Raw genomic sequence first — 25,139 nt, 5'->3', positions numbered from 1 at the left:
GACTTTCACCACAACGCAATAGTCTATGAGTAGGCTGCCGGTTCGAGGCATGAACGCTTCGATCGGCCGGGAAGATTTGCCCCACCTGCCGCATGGGACTATTGAGGAGCTCGCATGACCAAACAAAACGCCTTTACCCGGGAAGACCTGCTGCGCTGCAGTCGCGGTGAGCTGTTCGGCCCAGGTAACGCGCAACTGCCCGCCCCCAACATGCTGATGGTTGATCGCATCACCCTGATCAACGAAGAGGGTGGCAAGTACGGCAAAGGTGAATTGGTCGCCGAGCTGGATATCACCCCGGACCTGTGGTTCTTCGCCTGCCATTTCGAAGGCGATCCGGTGATGCCGGGCTGCCTGGGCCTCGACGCCATGTGGCAACTGGTCGGTTTCTTCCTCGGCTGGCAAGGCCTGCCGGGCCGCGGCCGCGCCCTGGGTTCGGGCGAAGTCAAATTCTTCGGCCAGGTTCTGCCGACCGCCAAGAAAGTCACCTACAACATCCAGATCAAACGCGTGCTCAAGGGCAAGCTGAACCTGGCCATCGCCGATGGTTCGGTCACTGTCGACGGTCGCGAGATCTACACCGCCGAAGGCCTCCGGGTCGGCGTTTTCACCTCCACTGACAACTTCTAAGGGTTATCCGCATGCGCCGCGTCGTTATCACTGGTCTGGGCATTGTTTCGTGCCTGGGCAATGACAAAGAGACCGTCTCCGCTAACCTGCGTGCAAGCCGCCCTGGCATCCGGTTCAACCCGGAATATGCTGAAATGGGTCTGCGTAGCCAGGTTTCCGGCTCCATCGACCTTCCCCTCGAAGAACTGATCGATCGCAAGATCTATCGCTTCGTCGGCCACGCGGCGGCTTACGCCTACCTGGCCATGAAAGATGCCATCGCTGACTCCGGCCTGACCGAAGAGCAAGTGTCCAACCCGCGTACCGGCCTGATCGCCGGTTCCGGCGGTGCCTCCACGCTGAACCAGATGGAAGCGCTGGACATCCTGCGCGAGAAAGGCGTCAAGCGCGTCGGCCCATACCGTGTAACGCGGACCATGAGCAGCACCGTTTCTGCTTGCCTGGCCACGCCATTCAAGATCAAGGGCCTGAACTACTCCATCGCCTCTGCCTGCGCCACCAGTGCTCACTGCATCGGTACCGCTATGGAACAGATCCAGATGGGCAAGCAGGACATCGTATTCGCCGGCGGCGGTGAAGAAGAGCATTGGAGCCAGTCGTTCCTGTTCGACGCCATGGGCGCACTGTCCAGCAAGCGCAACGACACCCCGGAACAAGCCTCCCGCGCTTATGACGCCGACCGTGACGGCTTCGTCATTGCTGGCGGTGGCGGCATGGTCGTGGTTGAAGAGCTGGAACACGCTCTGGCCCGCGGCGCGAAAATCTACGCGGAAATCGTTGGCTATGGCGCGACGTCCGACGGCTACGACATGGTCGCCCCGAGCGGCGAAGGCGCCATCCGCTGCATGCAGATGGCGATGTCCACCGTTGATGCTCCGATCGACTACCTGAACACCCACGGCACCTCGACTCCGGTTGGCGACGTTGCGGAAATGAAAGGTGTGCGCGCTGTCTTCGGTGACAAGGCTCCAGCCATCAGCTCCACCAAGAGCCTGTCGGGTCACTCCCTGGGCGCCGCCGGCGTTCACGAAGCGATCTACTGCATGCTGATGATGGAAGGCAACTTCATGGCGGGCTCCGCCAACATCGACGAACTGGACCCGGAAGTGGCCGACCTGCCAATCCTGACCAAGACTCGTGAAGATGTCGCCTTCAACACCGTGATGAGCAACAGCTTCGGTTTCGGTGGCACCAACGCCACGCTGGTACTGAAGCGCTGGCAGGGTAAGTAATACCCCGCCGTTTCGCTGCACACGAAAACGCCCCGACTGGTTCGGGGCGTTTTTTTTTGCCTGGAAAACGCAAAGCCCCGTGGGCGAGATTGCTCCGGGCGAGCTCCGAAGATGGCGGTGTATCAGTGATGCGTCCTCATCGCGAGCAAACTCTCTCCCACAGGGGTTCCGGCCAGTATCGAGCCGAGGGTTATCCTCAATGCGAACATGAAGCTTTTGTCATGAAACTTAACGACCTGCGACTGAATGTCGCGGCCTGCAAGGCCTGCGAGACTTTGCCCGATTTTGCAAAAGTCTGTTTCCAAATCGAAGAGTTTACTTAGCAAGCTAACAAAACATATAACAGAACCCTGCACACGCCTTGCTGCAGATAAACAAGATTGGAGCTAGCAGATGACTGTAAAAGTAACTGAACGCGACGATTCACATAAATCCCACGAAGGCGTAGCCGCCGGTATCCGCATCTGGGATGTGCATCAACAGGGCTTGCTGGTCGGGATGTTCCATAACGAAATCGACGCCCACAACTACAGGGCCGAACTGGAACTGCTGGAACGGCAACGAGAGCAGCAGTCCGCATAAGCCATGACAGCATTGAAAACGACAAACCCCGCCATGAGCGGGGTTTGTCGTTGTTGCAGTCGTTAACGACTTACCACATCAGATCGTCAGGGATCTGATAGGCCGCGTACGGATCGTCCTCGGCCGCGACTTCTTCGGTCTGCACATTCAGTTGCACGATACGTTGCGGATCGCGCTCCTGGATCTTCAGGGCCGCTTCACGCGGGATCACTTCATAGCCACCACCGTGGTGCACGATGGCCAGCGAACCGTTGCTGAGCTTATTGCGCATCAGGGTGTTGACCGAGATACGCTTGACCTTCTTGTCGTCGACGAAGTTGTAGTAGTCCTCGGTCGTCAATTTCGGCAGGCGCGTGACTTCGATCAGTTGCTTGACCTGCGCGGCACGAGCTTTTGCCTCGGCCTTCTCCTGCTGCTGACGGTTGAGTTCCTGATCGCGCTTGACCTTCTCGGCCATGGCTTCCTGAGCCGCACGCTGCTGGGAGTCATCGAGTTCGATCTGGCCTTTGTGGGCCAGACGCTGCTGCTTCTGTTTCTCTTTGCTGACCTGCTTGGCCTGCTTCTGGTTGACCAGCCCTGCTTTGAGCAACTGGTCGCGGAGGGAAATGCTCATGGTGCTTATTACTCACTTAGGCAACTGCTCAACCGCAGCTGGGCAAATTCTTTTCCTGACGTTTGGCTTCGCCCCACAGGGCGTCCAACTCTTCGAGGGTGCAATCTTCCATGGGACGATGGGTGTCGCGCAATGCCTGTTCGATAAATCGGAAACGTCGTTCGAACTTGCTGTTGGCCCCACGCAGCGCGGTTTCCGGATCAACCTTGAGGTGGCGCGCCAGATTGACCACGGAAAACAGCAGGTCGCCGACCTCGTCGGCAATCGCGCCCGGGTCGTTGTCGGCCATCGCCTCGAGTATTTCATCAAGCTCTTCACGGACCTTGTCCAGCACCGGCAAGGCATCCGGCCAATCGAAACCAGCCTGCCCGGCACGCTTCTGCAATTTGGCTGAACGGGACAACGCCGGCAGTGCGGCGGGAACATCATCAAGCAAGGACAGTTGCTGGGGCGCGGACGACTTCTCGGCCCGTTCTTCGGCCTTGATCTCTTCCCAGCGTTGCTTGACCTGCTCTTCGCTCAAACGCGGGACATCCAGTGGCGCGTACAGATCGCCGGTGGGGAACACGTGTGGATGCCGGCGAATCAGTTTGCGGGTAATGCTGTCGACCACACCGGCGAATTCGAAACGCCCTTCTTCCCGGGCCAGCTGGCTGTAGTAAACCACCTGGAACAGCAGATCGCCCAACTCACCCTGCAAGTGATCGAAGTCACCACGCTCGATGGCGTCGGCGACTTCGTAGGCTTCTTCCAGCGTATGCGGGACGATGGTGGCGTAGGTTTGCTTGATGTCCCACGGGCAACCGTACTGCGGGTCGCGCAGGCGGTTCATGAGGTGCAGCAGGTCTTCGAGTGAATACATCGTTCAATCTCTGTCCGCTCCCTGTTGGAGCGAGCCTGCTCGCGATGGATCAGAGAGCGGCGCCTTCATCCAGACAGCACGCGTCATCGTTAACGTCCATCGCGAGCAGGCTCGCTCCTACAGAAAAGCGCTCCCGTTTTATGGCGTACGGTTACGCCGGGTTTCGATGATGTTCGGCAACTGGGAAATCCGCCCCAGCAACCGCCCCAGCGCATCCAGGCCCGGAATCTCGATGGTCAGGGACATCAGCGCGGTGTTGTCCTCTTTGTTCGAGCGTGTGTTGACCGCCAGCACGTTGATCCGCTCGTTGAGCAACACCTGCGATACGTCACGCAGCAGACCGGAACGGTCGTAGGCGCGAATGACGATGTCCACCGGGTAAGTGAGCACCGGCACCGGCCCCCAGCTGACCTGGATGATCCGCTCCGGCTCGCGCCCGGCCAGTTGCAGCACCGAGGCGCAGTCCTGGCGGTGAATGCTCACGCCACGGCCCTGGGTGATGTAACCGACGATCGCATCGCCCGGCAATGGCTGGCAGCAGCCCGCCATCTGGGTCATCAGGTTGCCGACGCCCTGGATCTGGATATCGCCGCGCTTGCCTGGCTTGTAACCGGTGGCCTTGCGCGGAATCAGTTCCAGCTGCTCGTTGCCGCGCTCCGGCTCGACCAGTTGCTGCGCCAGGTTGACCAGTTGCGCCAGGCGCAGATCGCCGGCGCCGAGCGCGGCGAACATGTCCTCGGCGGTCTTCATGTTGGCCTTTTCGGCCAACTTGTCGAAGTCCACCTGCGGCAAGCCAAGGCGGTTGAGTTCACGCTCCAGCAGGGTCTTGCCGGCAGCGACGTTCTGGTCGCGCGCCTGCAATTTGAACCAGTGGACGATCTTCGCCCGTGCTCGCGACGTGGTGACGTAACCCAGGTTCGGGTTCAGCCAGTCCCGGCTCGGAGTGCCGTGCTTGCTGGTGATGATCTCGACTTGTTCACCGGTTTGCAGGCTGTAGTTGAGCGGCACGATGCGCCCGTTGATCTTGGCGCCACGGCAGTTATGACCGATCTCGGTGTGCACGCGGTAGGCAAAGTCCAGCGGCGTCGCGCCCTTCGGCAAGTCGATGGCGTGACCGTCAGGGGTGAAGATGTAGACCCGATCGGGTTCGATATCGACCCGCAATTGCTCCGCCAGACCGCCAATGTCACCCAGTTCCTCATGCCACTCGAGCACCTGACGCAGCCAGGAAATTTTCTCTTCGTAGTGGTTGGAGCCGGACTTGACGTCGGTGCCTTTGTAACGCCAGTGCGCGCAAACACCCAGCTCGGCTTCTTCGTGCATCGCGTGGGTGCGTATCTGCACTTCCAGCACCTTGCCTTCCGGGCCGATCACCGCCGTGTGCAACGAGCGGTAACCGTTCTCCTTGGGGTTGGCGATGTAGTCATCGAACTCTTTCGGGATGTGCCGCCACAAGGTGTGGACGATACCCAGCGCGGTGTAGCAGTCGCGCATTTCCGGGACCAGCACACGCACGGCGCGCACGTCGTAGATCTGGCTGAATTCCAGACCCTTGCGCTGCATTTTGCGCCAGATCGAATAGATGTGTTTGGCCCGGCCACTGATGTCGGCCTCGACGCCGGTCGCCTGCAATTCGTTTTTCAGCTGGCTCATCACGTCGCTGATGAATCGCTCGCGATCCAGGCGCCGCTCGTGGAGCAGCTTGGCAATCTGTTTGTACTGGTCAGGCTCAAGGTAACGGAAGGACAAGTCCTCCAGCTCCCACTTGATGTGACCGATACCCAGGCGATGGGCGAGCGGCGCATAGATGTCGAAGACTTCGCGGGCCACGCGGTTGCGCTTCTCGTCGTCAGCGGTTTTCACCGCACGGATCGCGCAAGTGCGCTCGGCCAGTTTGATCAGCGCGACGCGAACATCGTCGACCATGGCCACGAGCATTTTGCGCAGGTTTTCGACCTGGCCCTGAGTGCCCATCACCATGGATTTACGCGGACTCAGACTGTCGCTGATCGCCGCCATGCGTTGCACGCCGTCGATGAGTTTGGCCACCACCGGACCGAAGCGCTGGCTGACCGCGGGCAGTTGAATCTGGCCTTCGCGCACGCCACGGTACAAGACCGCGGCGACCAGCGAATCCTGATCGAGCTTGAGGTCGGCGAGAATCTCGGCGATCTCAAGGCCGGTGCGGAAACTCGAGTTTCCTTCCGACCACAGGTTCTTCGCCGCATTGGCTTGTTGTTCGGCCTCACGAGCGTACTCGCAGGCTTCTTTCAAGGCTTCGCGATCCAGTGCCAGATCGACACTGACCGCGTGATCGAGCCAAGCCTCGAGATTGATACTGCCGTCGGTGTTGATCGGCTGGTGTGCTCTCACCTGTACCATCTTGCTTACCTTCCCTACGACGCAGATTCAATGCGTCAAAATCGCTGACCTTCGATGCCCATGAGCCCACGTCGGGCTGGTGCGCGGCTGCACGGGCGGGCCAGTCGGACCAGACGAGCCTTCCTAGCTCGCTTCAAATAACGCCATGGCCTCGACATGTGCCGTTTGAGGAAACATATCGAGAATCCCGGCACGTTTTAACCGGTAGCCCTGCTTGATCAATTCGACCGTGTCGCGCGCCAAAGTTGCCGGGTTGCACGATACATACACCAACCGTTCGGCGCCCAGAGATTTAAGCTTGCGCACTACCTCGAAAGCACCGTCACGGGGTGGGTCCAAGAGTACCGCACAAAAGCCTTCGGCGGCCCATTCGGCGTCGGTCAAAGGCTGGGATAAATCGGCCTGAAAAAACTTTGCGTTATGCAGATTATTGCTAACGGCGTTCGCGGCTGCCCGCTCGACCATCACCTGCACCCCTTCCACTGCCACCACCTCACGTACAGTCTGCGCCAGCGGCAAGGCAAAGTTGCCCAGGCCACAGAACAGGTCGAGAACGCGTTCATCCGCAGTTGGCTTCAACCATGCCAGCGCCTGGGCAACCATCGCTTCGTTGACCCCGGCATTGACCTGAATGAAATCCCCGGGCCGATACGCCAGCTCCAGATTCCACGGTTCCAGGCGATAGCCCAACGACTGATCGGCCTCGACCGGTTGCGGCTCGCCGTCACCGTGCAGCCACAACTGGGCTTCATGCAACGCGCAGAAATCCTTGAGGATAGTCATGTCACTTTCGGACAACGGCGCCATGTGCCGCAGCAACACGGCCAGCGATGAACCGCTGAACAACTCCACATGACCGAGTGCCTGAGGCTTGCTCAAGCGCCGCAGCATTTCCGGCAAACCGGCCATGATGGGTTGCAAGGGTTGTACCAGCACCGGGCATTGATCAATGGCGACGATGTCCTGGCTGCCGGCGGCGCGGAAACCCACTTCGAGCTTTTTCGCCTTCATGTCCCAGCGCACAGCCACTCGGGCTCGGCGACGATAAGCGAATTCAGGACCGCTCAAAGGAGCCGCCCATTCTTCGGGTTCGACGCCAGCGACCTTCGATAATTGCTCGGCGAGCATGCGCTGTTTCAGGGCAAGTTGTTCGTTGTGCGGCAGATGCTGCACGCTGCAACCACCGCAGCGGCCGGCATGGGCGCACGGCATCGGGCGGCGCAGTTCGCTGGCCTTGAACACCCGTTCGGTGCGCGCCTCGACCACTTTGCCGTGGGCACCGAGCACGCGCGCCTCGATTTCTTCACCGGCCAACGCGCCGATGACGAACCAGGTGCGGCCTTCGAAAAACGCGATGCCGCGACCGTCATTGGCCAGGCGCTCGATGGTCAGGCGCTGCTTTTTGCCGGTCGGGACTTGCGGGGCCTTGCTGCCGCCGGTGGGCTGGAAGCGCAGGCCTCTTTCGTGCTTGGCCATCAGTTGGGCGCGTCGAAAATGCCGGTCGACAGGTATCGGTCGCCACGGTCGCAGATGATCGCCACGATCACCGCGTTTTCAACTTCTTTTGACAGACGCAGCATCGCCGCCACGGCACCGCCCGAGGATACGCCGCAGAAAATGCCTTCTTCGCGGGCCAGGCGTCGGGTCACGTCTTCGGCTTCGCTTTGGGCCATGTCGACGATACGGTCCACCCGATCGGCCTGGTAGATCTTCGGCAGATATTCCTGCGGCCAGCGACGGATGCCCGGGATCGCCGAACCTTCCATTGGCTGCAAGCCGATGATCTGCACGCTCTCGCTCTGCTCTTTCAAATAGCGCGAGACGCCCATGATCGTGCCGGTGGTGCCCATGGAGCTGACGAAATGGGTGATGGTGCCCTGGGTCTGGCGCCAGATTTCCGGGCCAGTGGTGGTGTAGTGCGCCTCGGGATTGTCGCCGTTGGCGAACTGATCCAGCACCTTGCCACGGCCTTCGGCCTCCATGCGCTGGGCAAGGTCGCGGGCGCCTTCCATGCCTTCTTCCTGGCTGACCAGAATCAGCTCGGCACCGTAGGCGGTCATCGCGGCCTTGCGTTCGGCACTGGAGTTGTCCGGCATGATCAGGATCATCTTGTAACCCTTGATCGCGGCAGCCATGGCCAAGGCGATCCCGGTATTACCCGAGGTCGCTTCGATCAGCGTATCGCCGGCGTGGATCTGCCCGCGCAGTTCGGCGCGGGTGATCATCGACAGCGCCGGACGGTCCTTGACCGAACCCGCCGGGTTGTTCCCTTCGAGCTTGAGCAAAAGGGTGTTGCTGGTGTTGCCAGGCAAGCGCTGCAAACGGACCAGCGGAGTGTTGCCGACGCAATCGGCGATGGTTGGGTACTGCAAGGTCATGGCGTATTCGCAATCCAGACTGCGGGGGCGCCTATCATACCGGCAAACCGGGTCAGGCCATATCACGCAAAGTGTGGTGCTTATGGCTTATGGGTATAAGGGCGGAATTTGCAGAAGGTGGGTGCTCTCGACCGCGTCATCGGCCAACAAGCGCATATTCATCCGCAGCCCCTTCCCGGTATTCTCCGCCCAGATTGTCCCACCCTGACGCAGCACTGCATTCCTCGCGATGCTCAACCCCAACCCAAACCCGCCATTCCCCCGCCGCGAGCCATCGAGCCGAGTGAACGGCCGGAAAATCCGCTCCAGATCATCTTGCGCCACGCCACCGCCCTGATCTTCCAGCCATAAATGCCAGTAGCGGCCATCACGCCGACCGCCGAGGTGGACAATGCCGCCTGCGGGTGAATGTCGAATGGCGTTACGCAGTATGTTTTCCAGGGCCTGGGCCAGGGTGTTGAGATGGCCGCGTACCCAGCAAGACGCATCCACTAAACATCGCAGCTGCGCTTCGGGCCAGCCACTTTCATAACAGGCGTTTTCCATGAGCATTTCCCACAGCGCCTGAATCTGGATCGCTTCATCGGGCAGTCGAGTGCGCCCGGTGTCGAGCCAGGCCAGTTGCAGCGTGTCTTCCACCAGACGCTGCATGCCATCGACCTCACGGCCAATGCGTTCGCGCAATGGCTCCAGCCCCTGCTCGCTTTCACTGGCAACTCTCAGGCGACTGAGTGGCGTGCGCAATTCGTGGGACAGGTCGCGCAGCAATTGCTGTTGCAAGGCCACCGTACTTTGCAGGCGTTCGGACATGTGATCGAAGGCCCTGCCCAACTCACCCAATTCATCCGCACGATTGGTGGTGCGACTCGACAGCCGCACATTCAACTGGTCGGCACGCCAGGCATTGGCCTGTTCACGCAGGTGATTGAGCGGCACCACCAGTAAACGGTAAAGCCCCACGCACAGCAGCAGGGTGAACAGCCCAGGAATCACCCCATTGGTGATCACCCGCCAGAAAACTGTGTAGCGCCCGGGCATGTACCGCTGGGGCAATTCAATCACCAGACTGCCGGCGTACGGATCGCCGGGAAACGGCAGACGCAGCCATGGCAGGCCTTTGCGGTGAATGGGCCAATCGATACGGCGCAGAAAGGTCAGCTGCTGGACTTCCTCGTCGCTCAGGGGGTGGCTACTGAGCGACTGCAAATCTCCATCGATGACGCCAACCCAGCCGGATTCCTGCTGGCGCATATTTTTCAGCCAGCGATCGACGCCCGCCTGCTGCCCCTGTTGCCACGCTTGCTCGGCTTCGGCGGCATAGCGTCTCAAGGTGTTGCGAGCCTTATCCGACAGATACTGGTTTTGCTCTTCCATGTAGCGGCCCCAGGACCAGCTCAACCAGATCATCAGCAGACAGAACGCCACCAACAGGCAAGCCAGCTTCCAGAACAGCGAATGCCGTCCCGGAAAGTTACAGGTCATCGGTGGCACTCAGGATGTAGCCCTTGCCCCAGACCGTGCGCAGTTCACGCTCGGTGTAGCCGATGGCCTTGAGCTTGCGGCGAATCTGACTGATGTGCATGTCCAGACTACGGTCATGGGCGGCGTAGCCTCGTTGCAGTACATGCTGATAAAGGAAGGCCTTGCTCAACACGTCATCGCCATGGCGGTCCAGGGTTTCCAGCAGTCGATATTCGCTGCGGGTCAGGCCCGCGGCCTGCCCGGTATAAAACACGTCGAAGCGTTCATCGTCGAAATGCAGGCTGTCCATCGAGGGGGTAACCGCTGTCGGCATCGGCCGACGGTCGAGCGCGACCCGGCGCAGGATCGCTTCAATGCGCACCCGCAACTCCACCATGCTGAAGGGTTTGGGCAAGTAGTCATCGGCCCCGAGGCGAAAGCCGCTGATGCGATCCTCTTCGGCGCCAAGCGCCGACATCAGCACGACCGGAGTGGAATGACTGCGGCGCAGTTGCGTCAACACCGACAGCCCGTCCAGGCCTGGCAGCAAAATATCCATCAGCACCACATCGAAGGCTTGCTCGCGGGCAACCTTCAGACCTTCCTGGCCGTTCTGGCACCAGGTCACCTGAAAGCCGCTGCGACCCAGATGTTCGTGAACATATGCACCGAGGACGAGGTCGTCTTCAATGGAGAGGATACGTGGATGGCCAACTGCAATAGGCGTCATGAGTATCTGCAAATAATTCTCAGTTGATAATTATTCAAGATTGCACCGTCCACGGCAACCCAAGGGCTTGAGCTGAACGAAAAGACGCCAGGATGAGCGATGAATGACGACAACAATTTTACGAAGATTGCCTGCCTGCAAATCGCTACACTGCGCAAGTGGCGCGTGCCGGACGCACGTGCAGCTCTATAAATAGCGGGATGCAGGAGAAGTGCGTGCTCAAGAATCTGGGAATTAAAGGCCGCGTGCTGTTGCTGACTCTATTGCCGACCAGCCTGATGGCGTTGGTCCTGGGCGGCTATTTTACCTGGATGCAGCAATCCGACCTGCAAACCCAACTCATGCAGCGCGGCGAAATGATCGCCGAGCAACTGGCACCGCTGGTGGCCCCGGCCATGGGACACAAGAACAGCGAACTGCTGGAGCGCATCGCCACGCAGTCCCTGGAGCAACCGGATGTGCGTGCCGTGACCTTCCTCGCACCGGACCGTACGCCGCTGGCCCACGCCGGCCCCACCATGGTCACCCAGACACCGTCGGGCGATGGTACGCAGATGCTGCGCCGCAGCGGCAGTGACGCCACGCGCTACCTGTTGCCGGTTTTCGGCAAACACCGCAACCTGGCCGGCGACCTGATTCCCGATGAAACCGACCGCCTCCTGGGCTGGGTCGAACTCGAACTGTCCCATAACAGCATGCTGCTACGCGGCTACCGCAGCCTGTTTGCCAGCCTGCTGATGATTGCAGCCGGCCTGAGCGGCGCGGCGCTGCTGGCATTGCGTATGGGCCGCACCATCAATCGGCCGCTGAGTCAGATCAAGCAAGCCGTGGCTCAGCTCAAGGACGGACATCTGGAAACCCGTCTGCCGCCCCTCGGCAGCCAGGAGCTGGATGAACTGGCGTCAGGGATCAACCGCATGGCCGGCACCCTGCAAAATGCCCAGGAAGAATTGCAGCACAGCATCGATCAGGCCACCGAAGACGTGCGCCAGAACCTCGAAACCATCGAAATCCAGAACATCGAACTCGATCTGGCGCGCAAGGAAGCGCTGGAGGCGAGCCGGATCAAATCCGAGTTCCTCGCCAACATGAGCCATGAAATCCGCACGCCGCTCAACGGCATCCTCGGTTTCACTCATCTGCTGCAAAAAAGCGAATTGACCCCGCGCCAGCTCGACTACCTGGGCACCATCGAAAAGTCCGCCGACAGCCTGCTGGGCATCATCAACGAAATCCTCGACTTCTCGAAAATCGAGGCCGGCAAACTGGTGCTCGACCATATTCCGTTCAATCTGCGCGACTTGCTGCAGGACACCCTGACCATCCTCGCCCCAGCCGCCCATGCCAAACAGCTAGAGCTGGTGAGCCTGGTTTACCGCGACACGCCACTGTCACTGGTGGGCGACCCGCTGCGCCTCAAGCAGATCCTCACCAACCTTGTGAGCAACGCGATCAAGTTCACCCGCGAAGGCACTATCGTCGCCCGGGCCATGCTCGAAGAAGAACACGAAGACAGCGTGCAGTTGCGCATCAGCATTCAGGACACCGGCATCGGCCTGTCGAACCAGGACGTGCGCGCGCTGTTCCAGGCCTTCAGCCAGGCCGATAATTCGCTGTCGCGACAACCTGGCGGCACGGGGCTGAGGCTGGTGATCTCCAAGCGCCTGATCGAACAGATGGGGGGAGAGATCGGCGTTGACAGTACGCCGGGCGAGGGATCGGAATTCTGGATCAGCCTCAACCTGCCCAAGACCCGCGACGATACCGAGGACCTGCCCGGCCCACCGTTGCTTGGACGGCGGGTGGCGGTACTGGAAAACCACGAACTGGCCCGCCAGGCGTTGCAGCACCAACTGGAAGACTGCGGCCTCGACGTCACACCGTTCAACAACCTGGAAAGCCTGACCAACGGCGTAACCGGCGTCCACCAGACTGAACAGGCGATCGACCTGGCCGTGCTGGGAGTCACCAGCAACGACATGCCGCCGGAACGCCTCAACCAGTACATCTGGGACCTCGAACACCTGGGCTGCAAAGTGCTGGTGCTGTGCCCGACCACGGAACAGACACTGTTCCACCTCTCGGTTCCCAACCCCCACAGCCAACTGCAGGCCAAACCGGCCTGTACCCGTAAACTGCGTCGCGCGCTGTCTGATCTGGTCAACCCGCGCCAATCGCGTAACGAACCCGGCGAACCGGTTTCCAGCCGTGCGCCGAAGGTGCTGTGCGTCGACGACAATCCGGCCAATCTGCTGTTGGTGCAAACCCTGCTCGAAGACATGGGCGCCAAGGTGCTCGCGGTGGAAAGTGGTTATGCCGCCGTCAAAGCGGTGCAGAACGAGACGTTCGATCTGGTGCTGATGGACGTGCAGATGCCCGGCATGGACGGACGTCAAAGCACGGAAGCGATCCGCCAGTGGGAAAGCGAACGGCATTGCACGCCGCTGCCCATCGTCGCCCTCACCGCCCATGCCATGGCCAACGAAAAACGCGCCTTGCTGCAAAGCGGCATGGATGACTACCTGACCAAACCAATCAGCGAGCGGCAGCTGGCGCAAGTGGTACTGAAATGGAGTGGCCTGGCGCTGCGCAACCAGCGTCCGGAGCGTTCGGGCGAGAGCCACGGCGGTGCCTTTGAATTGCAGGTGCTCGATCACGAAGAAGGTTTGCGCCTGGCCGCCGGCAAGGCCGATCTTGCGGCGGACATGCTGGCGATGTTGCTGGCGTCGCTGGAAGCAGACCGTGAAGCGATCCGACAGGCGCAGGAAAGCCACGACCACAATGCCCTGATCGAACGAGTCCATCGCCTGCACGGCGCCACCCGCTATTGCGGCGTTCCACAACTGCGCGCTGCCTGCCAGCGCAGCGAAACCCTGCTCAAGCAACAGGACCCGAAAGCCTTCGGCGCTCTCGAAGAACTCGACCGGGCAATCAATCGCCTGGCCGCCCAGGCGCGTATCAATGCCTGATGCACTTTCCAGGAGGACAGCATGCGCACGATTCTTTTCAGCAGCCAGACTTATGACCGCGACAGCTTTCTCGCCGCGGATCTGCCCGCCGATATCGAGCTGCACTTTCAATCGGCACGCCTGAGCCTCGATACCGCAGCATTGGCGGAGCACCACGAGGTGGTCTGCGCCTTCATCAATGATGACCTCGGCGCCCCGGTGCTCGAACGCCTTGCCGCTGGCGGCACTCGCCTGATCGCCCTGCGCTCGGCCGGCTACAACCATGTCGACCTGGCGGCGGCGAAACGCCTGGGGCTGGCGATTGTGCGCGTCCCGGCCTATTCGCCGCATGCGGTGGCCGAACATGCGGTAGCCCTGATATTGGCGCTTAACCGTCGCTTGCACCGCGCCTACAACCGCACCCGCGAAGGCGATTTCAGCCTGCACGGCCTGACCGGCTTCGACCTGGTGGGCAAGACTGTCGGCGTGGTCGGCACCGGACAAATCGGCGCGACCTTCGCCAGAATCATGAACGGTTTCGGTTGCAAACTGCTGGCCTACGACCCCTTCCCCAACCCGGAAGTCGAGGCACTGGGCGCTCGTTATCTGAGCTTGCCGCAACTGCTGGCCGAGTCGCAGATCATCAGCTTGCATTGCCCGCTCAACAAAGAGAGCAAGCATTTGATCAACCGCGAATCACTGGCGCACATGCAGCCGGGGGCGATGCTGATCAACACCGGACGCGGTGGCCTGGTGGACACGCCAGCGTTGATCGACGCCTTGAAGGAGGGTCAATTGGGTTATCTGGGGCTGGATGTCTATGAGGAGGAAGCACAGCTGTTCTTCGAAGATCGCTCCGACTTGCCATTGCAGGACGATGTGCTGGCGCGACTGCTGACGTTCCCCAACGTGATCGTGACCGCACACCAGGCCTTCCTGACCCGCGAAGCCCTGGGCGCGATTGCCGCGACCACCTTGCGCAATATCTCGGCATGGATGGCCGGCAACCCCGAAAACAGGGTCGAGGGCGACTGAACCTGATCGAAGGTCATATGCCCGCGCCATGCTGCGCGTATGCCCGTGCTAGCATATCGCGCATATTTGGAGGACCCATGGTCGAACACGATTTCCGCTACAGCCTGATGAACCCGCAACACACCCTCACCGAATGCCGCGCCCTGGTGCCGGGGCGTTATCAAGTCACCGGCAACGGCGGCTCGATTCGCAACAACGACGTGCTGATTGTGACCCTCAAAGGCGCCAAGGACTTGTCCATGCGCCTGACCGTCGAAACGGTTCGCCACCTGATCAACCCACCGGGCCAATGGGTCGCGGTGGCCAGTGGTCCGGTGTTCGGCGAATTGGCGATCCACACCTGGCAAGTGAATTGCGACAGCTGCGCCAAAGAGCTGAGCTTCGAATTCGCGGTCGACGCCAAACTGGGCAATAAAGCGGAAAAACCAGCGGCCTCTGCGCGGATTGCCGAGTTGGGCTGGAAGTCGGTTGGTGAGAAACACCTGTGCCCGAAATGCCAGGAGCCCGCGTGATGAAACGCCTCGCTCTGACCGCGATGGTCGGTGCCAGCCTGGTTGGCTGCGCCGCCGAACCGGTGCAATTGCAACAGAACCGCAGCTACATCCTGGAGTGGATCGGCGAACGCCCGCTGATGGACTACAGCCACCTGACCATCACCCTGGGTGAAGACGGTCGGGCCTACGGTAACGGCGGCTGTAACCACTGGTTCGCGCCTTATACGCTCGAAGGCGACAAACTCAGCTTCGGCAAAGTCGGCAGTACCCGAAAACTCTGCGCTCCAGCGTTGATGGAACAGGAAAAACGTTTCCTGCAAGCGCTGGAAAACGTACAGCGTTGGGACGTCTCGCCGATCGACCAGATGCGTTTCTGGCCGGCCGAAGGCAAGCCACTGCGCTGGTGGCTTGAAGAGGGTTGATCCCCTTCCCCTGTAGGAGCCGGCTTGCCGGCGAAGGTGATGGACGGTTCAACATTGATGTCGCCTGTCCCACCGCTATCGCCGGCAAGCCGGCTCCTACAGTGTTCGTCGTTGCACATGACGGATGCACACCCTGTGGGAGCTGACGAAGGCCGTGATCCTTACCCTTAATTTTTAGCCTGCAACGCCTCCAGCTTCGCCATCACCCCCGCCGCCGTCTGCTCGCCCATCAATTGTTCGCGCACCTTGCCTTTGTTATCGATGATGTACGTCACCGGCAACGCTTCGCTGCGCGGTAAATCGAACAATTCGGCAGGATCCTGCGCCAACACGGTGAATTTGATCCCGAGTTTTTCGCTGGCGCCTTTGAGCTCTTCGCCCTGCACATTGTCGAAGTTGACGCCGAACACTCCGATCTTCTTGTCCTTGATCTGATCGGCCAATTGGTTCAGTTCCGGGATTTCGGTACGACACGGGCCGCACCATTCCGCCCAGTAATTAAGCACCAGCCACTTGCCGTCCAGACGATCGGAGGCGATTTTCTGACCGTTCTGGTCAATGCCATAGTCATTACCGCAGCCCCCCAGCATCAACGCTCCGATGATCGCCAATGCCGCTGCCAGTCGCCTAGTCATGTCGTGTTCCTTGTCAAAAATTGAATGCGCCTGCGACCCATCGCCTCCCGAGGTTCTGGATTGCGCGCTGCACAGTTAGAATAGCCGCCACCTTACGCAAGATGCGACCCGCTCATGACCGATCTGACGCTTTATCACAACCCGCGCTGCTCGAAATCCCGCGGTGCGCTCGAACTGCTTGAAGCCCGTGGCCTGACGCCGACCGTGGTGCGCTACCTCGAAACGCCACTGGACGCTGCGCAAATCCAGAGCCTGCTGGGTAAACTCGGGATCAGTGCCCGGCAACTGCTGCGCACTGGCGAGGACGAGTACAAGACCCTCAACCTGGCCGACAGCAGCCTGAGCGAAGCGCAATTGATCGCCGCCATCGCCGCTCACCCGAAACTGATGGAGCGACCGATTCTCGAAGTCGGCGACAAAGCCGTCATCGGCCGTCCGCCGGAGCAGATCCTGGAGCTGCTGCCGTGACTGCACCCTATATTCTGGTGCTGTACTACAGCCGCAGTGGCTCGACCAATGAAATGGCCCGACAAATTGCCCGCGGCGTCGAACAGGCCGGCCTTGAAGCCCGGTTGCGTACGGTGCCGGCGATTTCCACCGAGTGCGAAGCCGTTTCGCCAGAGATTCCCGATGAAGGCGCGCTCTACGCCACCCTCGATGACCTGAAGAACTGCGCCGGCCTGGCGCTCGGCAGCCCCACCCGCTTCGGCAATATGGCGGCACCGCTCAAGTACTTTCTCGACGGCACCAGCAATCTATGGCTGACGGGCGCGCTGGTGGGCAAACCGGCCGGTGTCTTCACTTCCACCGCGAGCCTGCACGGCGGCCAGGAAACCACCCTGCTGTCGATGATGCTGCCGTTGCTGCACCACGGCATGTTGATTACCGGTCTGCCGTATAGCGAATCGGCGCTGTTGGAAACCCAGGGTGGCGGCACGCCGTACGGTGCCAGCCACCATGCAGGCGCCGATGGCAAAAGCGGTCTGGATGCCCATGAAGTGGCGTTGTGCCGCGCGCTGGGCTCACGCCTGGCCAAGACTGCCCTGAAACTGGAGCGCTGAAGTGGCCAAGAAGCCGAAGATCCTGCCTTCCATCGCATGGCTCGAACCCCGGGTTCGAGCCATGCGCGTCATCAGCCTGCTGTGTTTTTTCGGCTTGGCAGGCCTGCTTTGCGTCTACTACTTGATAGTTGCCGATCTGCATGGCGCGCGACCGTGGGTGATTCTGCTGATCGAACTGGTGCCTTTGCTGTTACTGGCACCGGGCATGATTATCGGCAGCGCCCGTGGGCATTCGTGGATGTGTTTTGTGGTGAACCTGTATTTCATCAAAGGCGCATTGGCTGCCTATGACCCGAACCGGCAGATTTTCGGCCTTCTGGAGATGGGCGCGAGCCTGGCGGTATTCTGCTCGGCACTGCTGTATGTGCGCTGGCGGTTTCAGTTGAACCGCAAGCTGGCGGGCGAAGGCGAAATCGCTGCCGCCTGATCCGTCGCCATCGCAGGCAAGTCGAATCGCCGTACTTGCCCGCGATGGAATCGATTCGGTCTCAATGATTCACGGTGTAAGCCAGCATCATCGAAATCTGACTCATGGGCCGCCCGCCACTTTCTTCATGCCACTGATTGAATACATCCTGCACCAACGCTAGATCCCGCAGGCTGCCGGGCACCTTGTCGATGATGTTCTGCGCATTCAATGCCGCCACCACGTCGTAGCTCGGCACAAAGGTGTCCTTGCCGACCATGCGCAAGAAGCGCGGCGCCGAAAGACCGCCCAATTGAGAGCCACGCTTTTTCAGGAAGGTCCAGAGCCCGACGATATCGGTCACCGGCCAATCGGCGATCATCGCACCGAAGCTGCCCTGTTCATGGGCCACATCCAGCACGAATTGCGCATTGCGCGGTACGCTCTTGAGTTTGCCCAAGTGGCGGATGATCCGTGCGTCCTGCATCAGGCGTTCCAGATGTTCAGCGCTCATCAGCACGACTTTTTCCGGATCGAACTTGAAGAACACCTCTTCAAAGGCCGGCCACTTGGCATCGACCAGGCTGTGCTTGAGCCCGGCGCGAAACACGCGCAATGCCATGGTCGAGAGATAGCGATCGTCGCTGATTTTGCGCAATTGCGCCGGGGTCTTGGGAACGGGCAGATGGGCTTCCAGTTCAGCCGCCGAACCGAAACGGTTCAAGCAGTATTCGTTCAGCCACTTGTAGTCGCGCATGCCCTCTCCTGAGGATTGAAACGAAAACCAAAAGTGGGAGCGCCACAGGCTCGCTCCCACAGTAATTGTGGTTAGAGGTTGACGACGTTGACGAAGCGCGAAGCCGCGGACTCGTCGATCTTGAGGCTGGTGAAGTCGAACAGGTTGCGGTCCGCCAGCTGCGACGGGATCACGTTCTGCAGACTGCGGAAAATGCTTTCGGTACGGCCAGGGGTCTTGCGCTCCCAGTCCTGCAGCATTTCCTTGACCACCTGACGCTGCAGGTTTTCCTGGGAACCGCAAAGGTTGCACGGGATGATCGGGAATTGCTTGAGGTCCGAATAGGCCTGAATGTCTTTTTCGTTGCAGTAGGCCAGCGGGCGAATCACCACGTTGCGGCCATCGTCGGCGCGCAGTTTTGGCGGCATGGCCTTGAGCGAGCCGTTGAAAAACATGTTCAGGAAGAACGTCTCGACAATGTCGTCACGGTGGTGACCGAGCGCCATTTTGGTCGCGCCGATTTCATCGGCGAAGGTGTAAAGCGTTCCGCGACGCAGGCGTGAACACAGTGAGCACGTGGTCTTGCCTTCCGGAATCAGCTCCTTGACCACCGAGTAGGTATCTTTCTCGACGATGTGGTACTCGATGCCCAGCTCTTTGAGATAGGCAGGCAGTACGTGCTCAGGGAAGCCCGGCTGCTTCTGGTCCATGTTCACGGCCACGATCTCGAACTTGATCGGCGCAACCTTCTGCAAGTGCATCAGCACATCGAGCATGGTGTAGCTGTCCTTGCCACCAGACAGGCAGACCATGACCTTGTCGCCGTCTTCAATCATGTTGAAGTCAGCAACAGCCTCACCGGCCTGACGGCGAAGGCGCTTTTGCAGTTTGTTCTGGTTGACCGTAAGAGTGCCCATGACGCGAAATCCGTGAGGTGTGACGAAAGGCCGGCATTTTACGCAAAAACGCCCCGCTGGCGAAGGCCCTCAGAGCCGTTGTGGCAAGGGAGCTTGCCTGCTCCTCAAAAATTCAGTTCTGCACAGACTCTGCGGCGATTAATACGCTTGTTTACAGCGCGATTTGCTCTAATGACCCTACTCCCTCCGGGGAAACTCCTTCCTATACTGCGACATAAGGTCGCATTCATATCCAGACCTACAACTTACCTTGGCCTGCTAGGCCCGTAGGCGCTCCACTGGGGGGCGACGGTAAAAAAAGAGGAGTGACTGGCATGATCCATCACGTAGTGGGGCTTTTCACCCACCCTGATCAGGAATGGAAAGAAATCCGTGGCGACCAGGAGGAAAGCATCAGCCACATGTACCTGACGCACACGCTGATTCTGGCGGCGATCCCTGCGGTGTCGGCGTTTATCGGCACCACACAGGTCGGCTGGGTCATTGGCAATCGAGCGCCGGTGATGCTGACCCAGGAGAGCGCGCTATGGATGACCATCATGTCGTATCTGGCCATGCTGGGCGGTGTGGCGGTCATGGGCGCATTCATTCACTGGATGGCCCGTACCTATGACGCCAATCCAAGCCTGGCACGCTGCGTGGCGTTTGCGACCTACACGGCGACTCCGCTGTTCATTGGCGGCCTCGCAGCCCTTTACCCGCATATGTGGCTGGGAATGATCGTCGGCACCGCAGCGATCTGCTACACGGTCTACCTGCTGTATGTCGGGCTACCGACGTTCATGAACATTCCATCCGACGAGGGCTTTCTGTTTTCCAGCTCGGTACTTGCCGTAGGCCTGGTGGTGCTGGTGGCCATCATGGCGTTCACCGTGATTGTCTGGGGACTCGGCGTGGGGCCGGTCTATACCAATTAGCAACACCCCCCAAAAAAACAAGATCTGCCAACACAGGCCGCCGCAAGGCGGCCTTTTAATTCTTCAGCCTGGAGAACGGCAACGACCATTCGGCGCTTCGGCAATTCGCAAGGCCCGAGGGTTGCGGCATACTCGACGTCTCTGGAGATCCATCAAGCATGCCCGAGCAACTCAATTCCCGCGTCGAAGACTGTTTCCAACAAGCCGAATCCTTTTTCAAACGACCTTTCAAACGCCCCGTGGTGAACCTCAAGCTGCGTGGGCAAAAAGCCGGCGTCGCGCATTTGCACGAGAACTTGCTGCGCTTCAATCCGCAACTGTATCGGGAAAACACCGAAGACTTCCTCAAGCAAACCGTGGCCCACGAAGTCGCGCACCTGATCGCCCATCAGCTGTTCGGCGATCGCATCCAGCCCCATGGCGAAGAGTGGCAATTGATCATGCGCGGTGTGTACGAACTGCCGCCCAACCGTTGCCACACTTATGACGTCAAACGCCGCAGCGTGACCCGTTACATCTATAAATGCCCGTGCGCAGACAGCGATTTTCCGTTTTCAGCGCAGCGCCACAGCCTGGTGAGACAGGGCCGGCGGTATTTGTGTCGGCGCTGTCGGAATACGTTGGTGTTCAGTGGGGAAATGCGGGTCGAGTAGTGTTTTTTTGGTACCCGTGCTGGCCTCATCACGAGCACTAAAGGACCACCTTGGCACGCCGTAATTCAGCAATCCGCTCAGCGCTATACCCCAACCCATCCAACACCTGATCCGTATGCTGCCCCAGCGCCGCGCCAATATGTCTGGGTGGCGGCAAACCTTGCGAAAATTTCAATGGGCACGCCATCTGTGCTTGATTCGTACCGTCCCCCCGTGGCACCTCGGTCACCAACTCCCGCGCCTGCATTTGCGGATGCTGCACCGCCTCGCTCAGGCTCAATACCGGTTCGACGCAGGCATCCAGCTCGGCAAACAACGCACACAATTCGGAAAAATCGTGCTTCTCGAACTCGACCCTCAGCGCGTCCTTGAGGCGCTTTTGCTGGGCCGGTTGCGGCGATAAGCCGAGGCTGGCCAGTTCCTCCAGCCCCAACGCCGCGCACAGCTGCTTCATGAAATCCGGCTCCAGGCTGCCCACCGACAACCAGCGCCCGTCCCGCGAGCGGTAATAGTCGTAGAAACTGCCGCCATTGAGCACCTGGTCTTCCCGACCCGGCTCGATACCGCATGCCAGATACCCGGCTCCGGCCATGGCGTTCAGGCTGAACGCACAATCGGTCATGCTCACATCCAAATATTGCCCCTGACCCGTTTGCTGTCGGGCGATCACCGCCGCCAGCAGACCGATCACCCCGTGCAGCGAGCCTCCGGCGACGTCCGCCACCTGTGCGCCCAAGGGCAACGGGCCACTGTCGGCGCGGCCGGTGTAGCTCGAGAGCCCGGCCAGGGCCAAGTAGTTGATGTCATGCCCGGCGCGATCCTTGTAGGGGCCGGTCTGGCCGTAGCCGGTGATCGACACATAGATCAGCTTCGGGTTGATCGCTTTCAAGGCTTCATAGCCCAGGCCCAATCGTTCCATGACGCCTGGACGAAATTGCTCCAGGACGATGTCGTAGTCCTGCAGCAGCTGCTTGATCACTTCCAGCGCCTCGGGCTGTTTGAGGTCCAGTGCCAGGCTGCGCTTGTTGCGATTGAGGTAGGCATGACTGGCGGAAACGCCCCGGTCATGGGGCGGCAGCACGCGTAGCAGGTCCATGCGAGTCGGCGACTCGATGCGCAGCACCTCGGCGCCCATGTCCGCCAGCAACAACGAAGCGAATGGCCCCGGCAACAATGTCGAGAAATCCAGAACCTTGAGAGATGCAAGTGGACCGGGCATGTGCGTTCTCCATTGACGATGCACCAGCCTAGGCAACCGGCCGCCATGCAGCAATCACCTTATGCGCCAGTCGAGCTGACCGTTATGCTCAAATCCCGGGCATGAAAAAACCCGCCGAAGCGGGTTCTTTCATCATGCCAAGGTTTACTTGGCGCTAGTCGGGGTTGCCCCTTCGACGTGGCCCAGAACATCATCTTTAGGCTCATCGGCAATGCCGCGACCGCCCGAGGCCAGTTCGGCGTGCATCACGTCGGTGTCCAGCTCCTTGACCCACTTGGCCACCACCAGAGTGGCAACGGCGTTGCCCACCAGGTTGGTCAGCGCACGGGCTTCGGACATGAAGCGGTCGATACCAAGGATCAGCGCCAGACCGGCAACCGGCAGGTGGCCAACGGCAGACAGGGTAGCGGCCAGCACGATGAAACCACTACCGGTCACGCCTGCAGCACCCTTGGAGGACAGCAGCAGTACCACCAGCAGGGTGATCTGGTGAGTGATGTCCATGTGGCTGTCAGTCGCCTGGGCAATGAACACGGCCGCCATGGTCAGGTAGATCGCAGTACCGTCGAGGTTGAATGAGTAACCGGTCGGGATCACCAGCCCCACCACGGATTTCTGCGCACCCAGACGCTCCATCTTGATCAGCATGCGAGGCAGTACCGATTCGGAGGACGAAGTACCCAGCACGATCAGCAGTTCTTCACGGATGTAGCGAATCACTTTCAGCACGCTGAAGCCGTGGGCCCGAGCGATACCGCCCAGCACGATCAGGATGAACAACAGGCAAGTAATGTAGAAGCAGGCCATCAACTGACCCAGTTGCACCAGCGAGCCGACACCGTAGGCACCGATGGTGAACGCCATGGCGCCAAAGGCACCGATCGGGGCGAGCTTCATGATCATGTTGATGATGTTGAACATCACGTGGGCAAATCGATCGATGAAGTCCAGGATCGGCTTGCCGTAGGCACCCAGGCGATGCAGGGCGAAACCGAAGATCACCGAAAACATCAGCACTTGCAGGATGTCGCCCGTGGCGAACGCGCCGACGATGGTGGTCGGAATCACGTTGAGCAGGAAGCCGACGACGCTTTGATCGGCACCGGCCGCCACATAGGTGGCGACTTTGGAGGCGTCCAGCGTGCTGACGTCGATGTGCATGCCAGCGCCTGGCTGCACGATGTTGACCACGACCAGGCCCACCAGCAGGGCGATGGTCGAAACGATTTCGAAGTACAGCAGCGCGTAACCGCCGGTCTTGCCGACCGACTTCATGTCCTGCATGCCCGCGATACCGCTGACGACTGTGCAGAAGATGATGGGGGCAATGATCATTTTGATCAGTTTGATGAACCCGTCACCCAGTGGTTTAACCGCCACACCGAGCTGTGGATAGTAGTGACCGAGCAAGATACCGATGACAATTGCAACGATCACCTGGAAATACAGGGATTTGTACAGTGGCTGACGAGTCGTCATTGCAAAGTTCCTCAAGAGTGCGCGGTGACAACATCCATCTGTTGTCCACGACACCTGAATTGCGAACCCTCCTGCACTGGAGGGATTTGTTTTTCGAGCTGCGCGACGGCAAGCATCTACTCGTTGTATCGCAAGGCCCGTGCCACGTTCCGCGAAAACCCTGCAAGCCTTTTGACATCAAGGTTTGCAGGCATTCCCTTGCCACCCGTCCGTTACAAAGCAGTGGCGGATTTCCGCCCATCCGACGGATCGCGTCCTGCAAATTGGCGGATATCCGCCCTGTTCATCAGCAATTCCCGCAGCTACCATCCGTCGCTCAATGGATGGGCTGTCTTCTATGCGCGAACGTACCATCGCCAGTCATTTCGCCCGTGCCGCTCTTGGTGGTGCGCAGCGATGCGGCTACGACTATTCGGGTCTGCTGCAGCAGTTGGGGATCAGCCCCGAATTGCTCGACGAGCCGCGGGCGCGCATCGCTCCTGAACAGTTCGCCCAACTGATCCAGGCACTGTGGCAGGCACTGGACGATGAGTACCTGGGTTTCGGGCAAGGCCCGAGCAAGCCGGGCAGCTTCGCGATGATGTGTCATGCCGTGATCCACTGCCGTAATCTGGAAAAGGCACTTAATCGCGGCTTATTGTTTTATAGCCTATTCCCCGATGCCCCGCGCCTGACCCTGACGCGCGAAGATGAAATGATCCGCCTGAGCCTGGAAGATGCGCATCTGTGGGATCCAGACCATTTCCTCACCGAGAGCCTGCTGGTGATCTGGCATCGATTCGGCAGTTGGCTGATCGGCCAGCGAATACGCCTGGAGCAGGCCACGTTCAGCTATCCGCGACCGGAGCACGGGGCCGAATATGATTTGCTTTTTTCCTGCCCGCTAGAATTTTCAACCGCCCACAGCAGCCTGCTGTTTCACAGTCGCTACCTGAACATGCCGCTGCTACAGGACGAGCGGACGCTCAAGCATTTCCTTGAGCGCTCCCCTGCCGATCTGCTGTCGCGCCCCGACGATGGCGACAGTTTGAGCAGTCAGCTGCGCAGGCTGCTCAGCCGCGACAGTTCGCGCTGGCCGGATCTGGAAGCCGTGGCCGCGCACCTGCACATCAGCCCGCAGACATTGCGCCGCCATCTGCGCGAAGAAGGCAGCAGTTTTCAGGAGTTGAAGGATCAGTTGCGTCGCGACATCGCGATTTATCACTTGAGTCGCGCCGACCTGTCGTTGCAACAGATTGCCGAACAGCTGGGGTTTTCCGAGCCATCGGCGTTTCATCGTGCGTTCAAGAAATGGACGGGGCTGACGCCGGGGGCGTACCGCGCTCAGGGAAATTGAACGAGCCTGCA

25 protein-coding genes are annotated in these 25,139 nt (G+C 60.0%); 13 read left to right on the top strand and 12 right to left on the bottom strand.

Annotated elements, in window-relative coordinates; all coding sequences use genetic code 11:
* Positions 1-114 precede the first annotated feature (114 nt).
* The 3 genes from fabA to F7R06_RS27745 all read left to right on the top strand — a co-directional run bounded on the left by fabA (position 115) and on the right by F7R06_RS27745 (position 2,444).
* Positions 115-630, top strand: coding sequence for a 3-hydroxyacyl-[acyl-carrier-protein] dehydratase FabA (gene fabA / locus F7R06_RS27755; protein WP_090324492.1), 516 nt, complete (start codon positions 115-117; stop codon positions 628-630).
* Positions 631-641: 11 nt separating this feature from the next.
* Positions 642-1,862, top strand: a complete 1,221-nt coding sequence (gene fabB, locus F7R06_RS27750; protein ID WP_090324493.1) for a beta-ketoacyl-ACP synthase I — start codon at positions 642-644, stop codon at positions 1,860-1,862.
* 393 nt (positions 1,863-2,255) lie between these two features.
* Complete coding sequence (locus F7R06_RS27745) at positions 2,256-2,444, top strand: hypothetical protein (RefSeq protein WP_090324496.1); 189 nt, start codon at positions 2,256-2,258, stop codon at positions 2,442-2,444.
* Positions 2,445-2,514: 70 nt separating this feature from the next.
* Here F7R06_RS27745 and F7R06_RS27740 read toward each other — a convergent pair whose 3' ends face one another.
* The 7 genes from F7R06_RS27740 to F7R06_RS27710 form a co-directional block, all read right to left on the bottom strand.
* The gene (locus F7R06_RS27740; RefSeq protein WP_090324498.1) at positions 2,515-3,057 is read right to left on the bottom strand and encodes a DUF2058 domain-containing protein; all 543 of its coding nucleotides are present in this window, start codon (positions 3,055-3,057) and stop codon (positions 2,515-2,517) included.
* A 28-nt stretch (positions 3,058-3,085) separates the two neighbouring features.
* On the bottom strand, positions 3,086-3,919 hold the full coding sequence (gene mazG / locus F7R06_RS27735; protein WP_090324500.1) for a nucleoside triphosphate pyrophosphohydrolase: 834 nt from the start codon (positions 3,917-3,919) through the stop codon (positions 3,086-3,088).
* A 138-nt stretch (positions 3,920-4,057) separates the two neighbouring features.
* A complete protein-coding gene (gene relA, locus F7R06_RS27730) occupies positions 4,058-6,301 on the bottom strand; it encodes a GTP diphosphokinase (protein WP_090324501.1) in 2,244 nt (747 codons plus the stop codon).
* Between the two features lie 123 nt (positions 6,302-6,424).
* Positions 6,425-7,777: a 23S rRNA (uracil(1939)-C(5))-methyltransferase RlmD gene (gene rlmD / locus F7R06_RS27725; RefSeq protein ID WP_090324503.1), complete on the bottom strand. Its 1,353-nt coding sequence runs from the start codon at positions 7,775-7,777 to the stop codon at positions 6,425-6,427.
* Positions 7,777-8,679, bottom strand: coding sequence for a cysteine synthase CysM (gene cysM, locus F7R06_RS27720; RefSeq protein WP_090324505.1), 903 nt, complete (start codon positions 8,677-8,679; stop codon positions 7,777-7,779). The genes rlmD and cysM overlap by 1 nt, the downstream gene beginning before the upstream one ends.
* Positions 8,680-8,766: 87 nt before the next feature.
* Entirely contained in the window at positions 8,767-10,161 is a 1,395-nt protein-coding gene (locus tag F7R06_RS27715; RefSeq protein WP_090324506.1) for a sensor histidine kinase, read from the bottom strand.
* Positions 10,151-10,870, bottom strand: coding sequence for a response regulator transcription factor (locus tag F7R06_RS27710; RefSeq protein WP_090324508.1), 720 nt, complete (start codon positions 10,868-10,870; stop codon positions 10,151-10,153). The genes F7R06_RS27715 and F7R06_RS27710 overlap by 11 nt, the downstream gene beginning before the upstream one ends.
* A gap of 215 nt (positions 10,871-11,085) precedes the next feature.
* On the opposite strand from F7R06_RS27710, the gene F7R06_RS27705 reads away from it, so the two are divergent.
* The 4 genes from F7R06_RS27705 (at position 11,086) to F7R06_RS27690 (ending at position 15,769) form a co-directional block, all read left to right on the top strand.
* Positions 11,086-13,839: a response regulator gene (locus F7R06_RS27705; RefSeq protein WP_090324510.1), complete on the top strand. Its 2,754-nt coding sequence runs from the start codon at positions 11,086-11,088 to the stop codon at positions 13,837-13,839.
* A gap of 21 nt (positions 13,840-13,860) precedes the next feature.
* A complete protein-coding gene (locus F7R06_RS27700) occupies positions 13,861-14,853 on the top strand; it encodes a 2-hydroxyacid dehydrogenase (protein WP_090324512.1) in 993 nt (330 codons plus the stop codon).
* 77 nt (positions 14,854-14,930) lie between these two features.
* Positions 14,931-15,365 (top strand): hypothetical protein, encoded by a 435-nt coding sequence (locus F7R06_RS27695; RefSeq protein ID WP_090324513.1) that lies wholly within the window; start codon positions 14,931-14,933, stop codon positions 15,363-15,365.
* Complete coding sequence (locus F7R06_RS27690; protein ID WP_090324515.1) at positions 15,365-15,769, top strand: META domain-containing protein; 405 nt, start codon at positions 15,365-15,367, stop codon at positions 15,767-15,769. The genes F7R06_RS27695 and F7R06_RS27690 overlap by 1 nt, the downstream gene beginning before the upstream one ends.
* A gap of 167 nt (positions 15,770-15,936) precedes the next feature.
* On the opposite strand, the gene F7R06_RS27685 is transcribed toward F7R06_RS27690, so the two are convergent.
* Entirely contained in the window at positions 15,937-16,404 is a 468-nt protein-coding gene (locus F7R06_RS27685) for a TlpA disulfide reductase family protein (protein WP_090324517.1), read from the bottom strand.
* 114 nt (positions 16,405-16,518) lie between these two features.
* On the opposite strand from F7R06_RS27685, the gene arsC reads away from it, so the two are divergent.
* Genes arsC through F7R06_RS27670 form a run of 3 tightly spaced genes read left to right on the top strand, consistent with a single transcriptional unit; the run spans position 16,519 to position 17,892 of the window.
* The gene (arsC, locus tag F7R06_RS27680; RefSeq protein ID WP_090324518.1) at positions 16,519-16,872 is read left to right on the top strand and encodes an arsenate reductase (glutaredoxin); all 354 of its coding nucleotides are present in this window, start codon (positions 16,519-16,521) and stop codon (positions 16,870-16,872) included.
* Positions 16,869-17,465 (top strand): NAD(P)H:quinone oxidoreductase, encoded by a 597-nt coding sequence (wrbA, locus tag F7R06_RS27675; RefSeq protein ID WP_090324520.1) that lies wholly within the window; start codon positions 16,869-16,871, stop codon positions 17,463-17,465. The genes arsC and wrbA overlap by 4 nt, the downstream gene beginning before the upstream one ends.
* Before the next feature lies 1 nt (position 17,466).
* The gene (locus F7R06_RS27670; RefSeq protein ID WP_090324521.1) at positions 17,467-17,892 is read left to right on the top strand and encodes a DUF2069 domain-containing protein; all 426 of its coding nucleotides are present in this window, start codon (positions 17,467-17,469) and stop codon (positions 17,890-17,892) included.
* A 61-nt stretch (positions 17,893-17,953) separates the two neighbouring features.
* Here the strand turns inward: F7R06_RS27670 and F7R06_RS27665 are convergent, their stop codons facing one another.
* On the bottom strand, positions 17,954-18,628 hold the full coding sequence (locus F7R06_RS27665) for a DNA-3-methyladenine glycosylase I (protein WP_090324523.1): 675 nt from the start codon (positions 18,626-18,628) through the stop codon (positions 17,954-17,956).
* A 71-nt stretch (positions 18,629-18,699) separates the two neighbouring features.
* Entirely contained in the window at positions 18,700-19,524 is an 825-nt protein-coding gene (gene ttcA / locus F7R06_RS27660) for a tRNA 2-thiocytidine(32) synthetase TtcA (protein ID WP_090324525.1), read from the bottom strand.
* A gap of 314 nt (positions 19,525-19,838) precedes the next feature.
* Between ttcA and F7R06_RS27655 the strand changes: the two genes are divergently transcribed.
* Together F7R06_RS27655 and F7R06_RS27650 are read left to right on the top strand one after the other, a co-directional pair.
* On the top strand, positions 19,839-20,441 hold the full coding sequence (locus F7R06_RS27655) for a Yip1 family protein (RefSeq protein WP_010457124.1): 603 nt from the start codon (positions 19,839-19,841) through the stop codon (positions 20,439-20,441).
* Positions 20,442-20,599: 158 nt separating this feature from the next.
* A complete protein-coding gene (locus F7R06_RS27650; protein WP_090324527.1) occupies positions 20,600-21,094 on the top strand; it encodes a SprT family zinc-dependent metalloprotease in 495 nt (164 codons plus the stop codon).
* Positions 21,095-21,131: 37 nt separating this feature from the next.
* On the opposite strand, the gene F7R06_RS27645 is transcribed toward F7R06_RS27650, so the two are convergent.
* Positions 21,132-22,313: a CaiB/BaiF CoA transferase family protein gene (locus F7R06_RS27645; protein WP_090324528.1), complete on the bottom strand. Its 1,182-nt coding sequence runs from the start codon at positions 22,311-22,313 to the stop codon at positions 21,132-21,134.
* 144 nt (positions 22,314-22,457) lie between these two features.
* Complete coding sequence (locus F7R06_RS27640) at positions 22,458-23,792, bottom strand: dicarboxylate/amino acid:cation symporter (RefSeq protein ID WP_090324529.1); 1,335 nt, start codon at positions 23,790-23,792, stop codon at positions 22,458-22,460.
* Between the two features lie 337 nt (positions 23,793-24,129).
* Between F7R06_RS27640 and F7R06_RS27635 the strand changes: the two genes are divergently transcribed.
* Positions 24,130-25,128, top strand: a complete 999-nt coding sequence (locus tag F7R06_RS27635) for an AraC family transcriptional regulator (RefSeq protein ID WP_090324531.1) — start codon at positions 24,130-24,132, stop codon at positions 25,126-25,128.
* The last annotated feature ends 11 nt before the right edge of the window (positions 25,129-25,139 follow it).

It is taken from the genome of Pseudomonas moorei, assembly GCF_008801475.1.
In the GTDB taxonomy this organism is placed as follows: Bacteria; Pseudomonadota; Gammaproteobacteria; order Pseudomonadales; family Pseudomonadaceae; genus Aquipseudomonas; species Aquipseudomonas moorei.
This window is presented reverse-complemented; position numbering and strand designations above follow the sequence as displayed.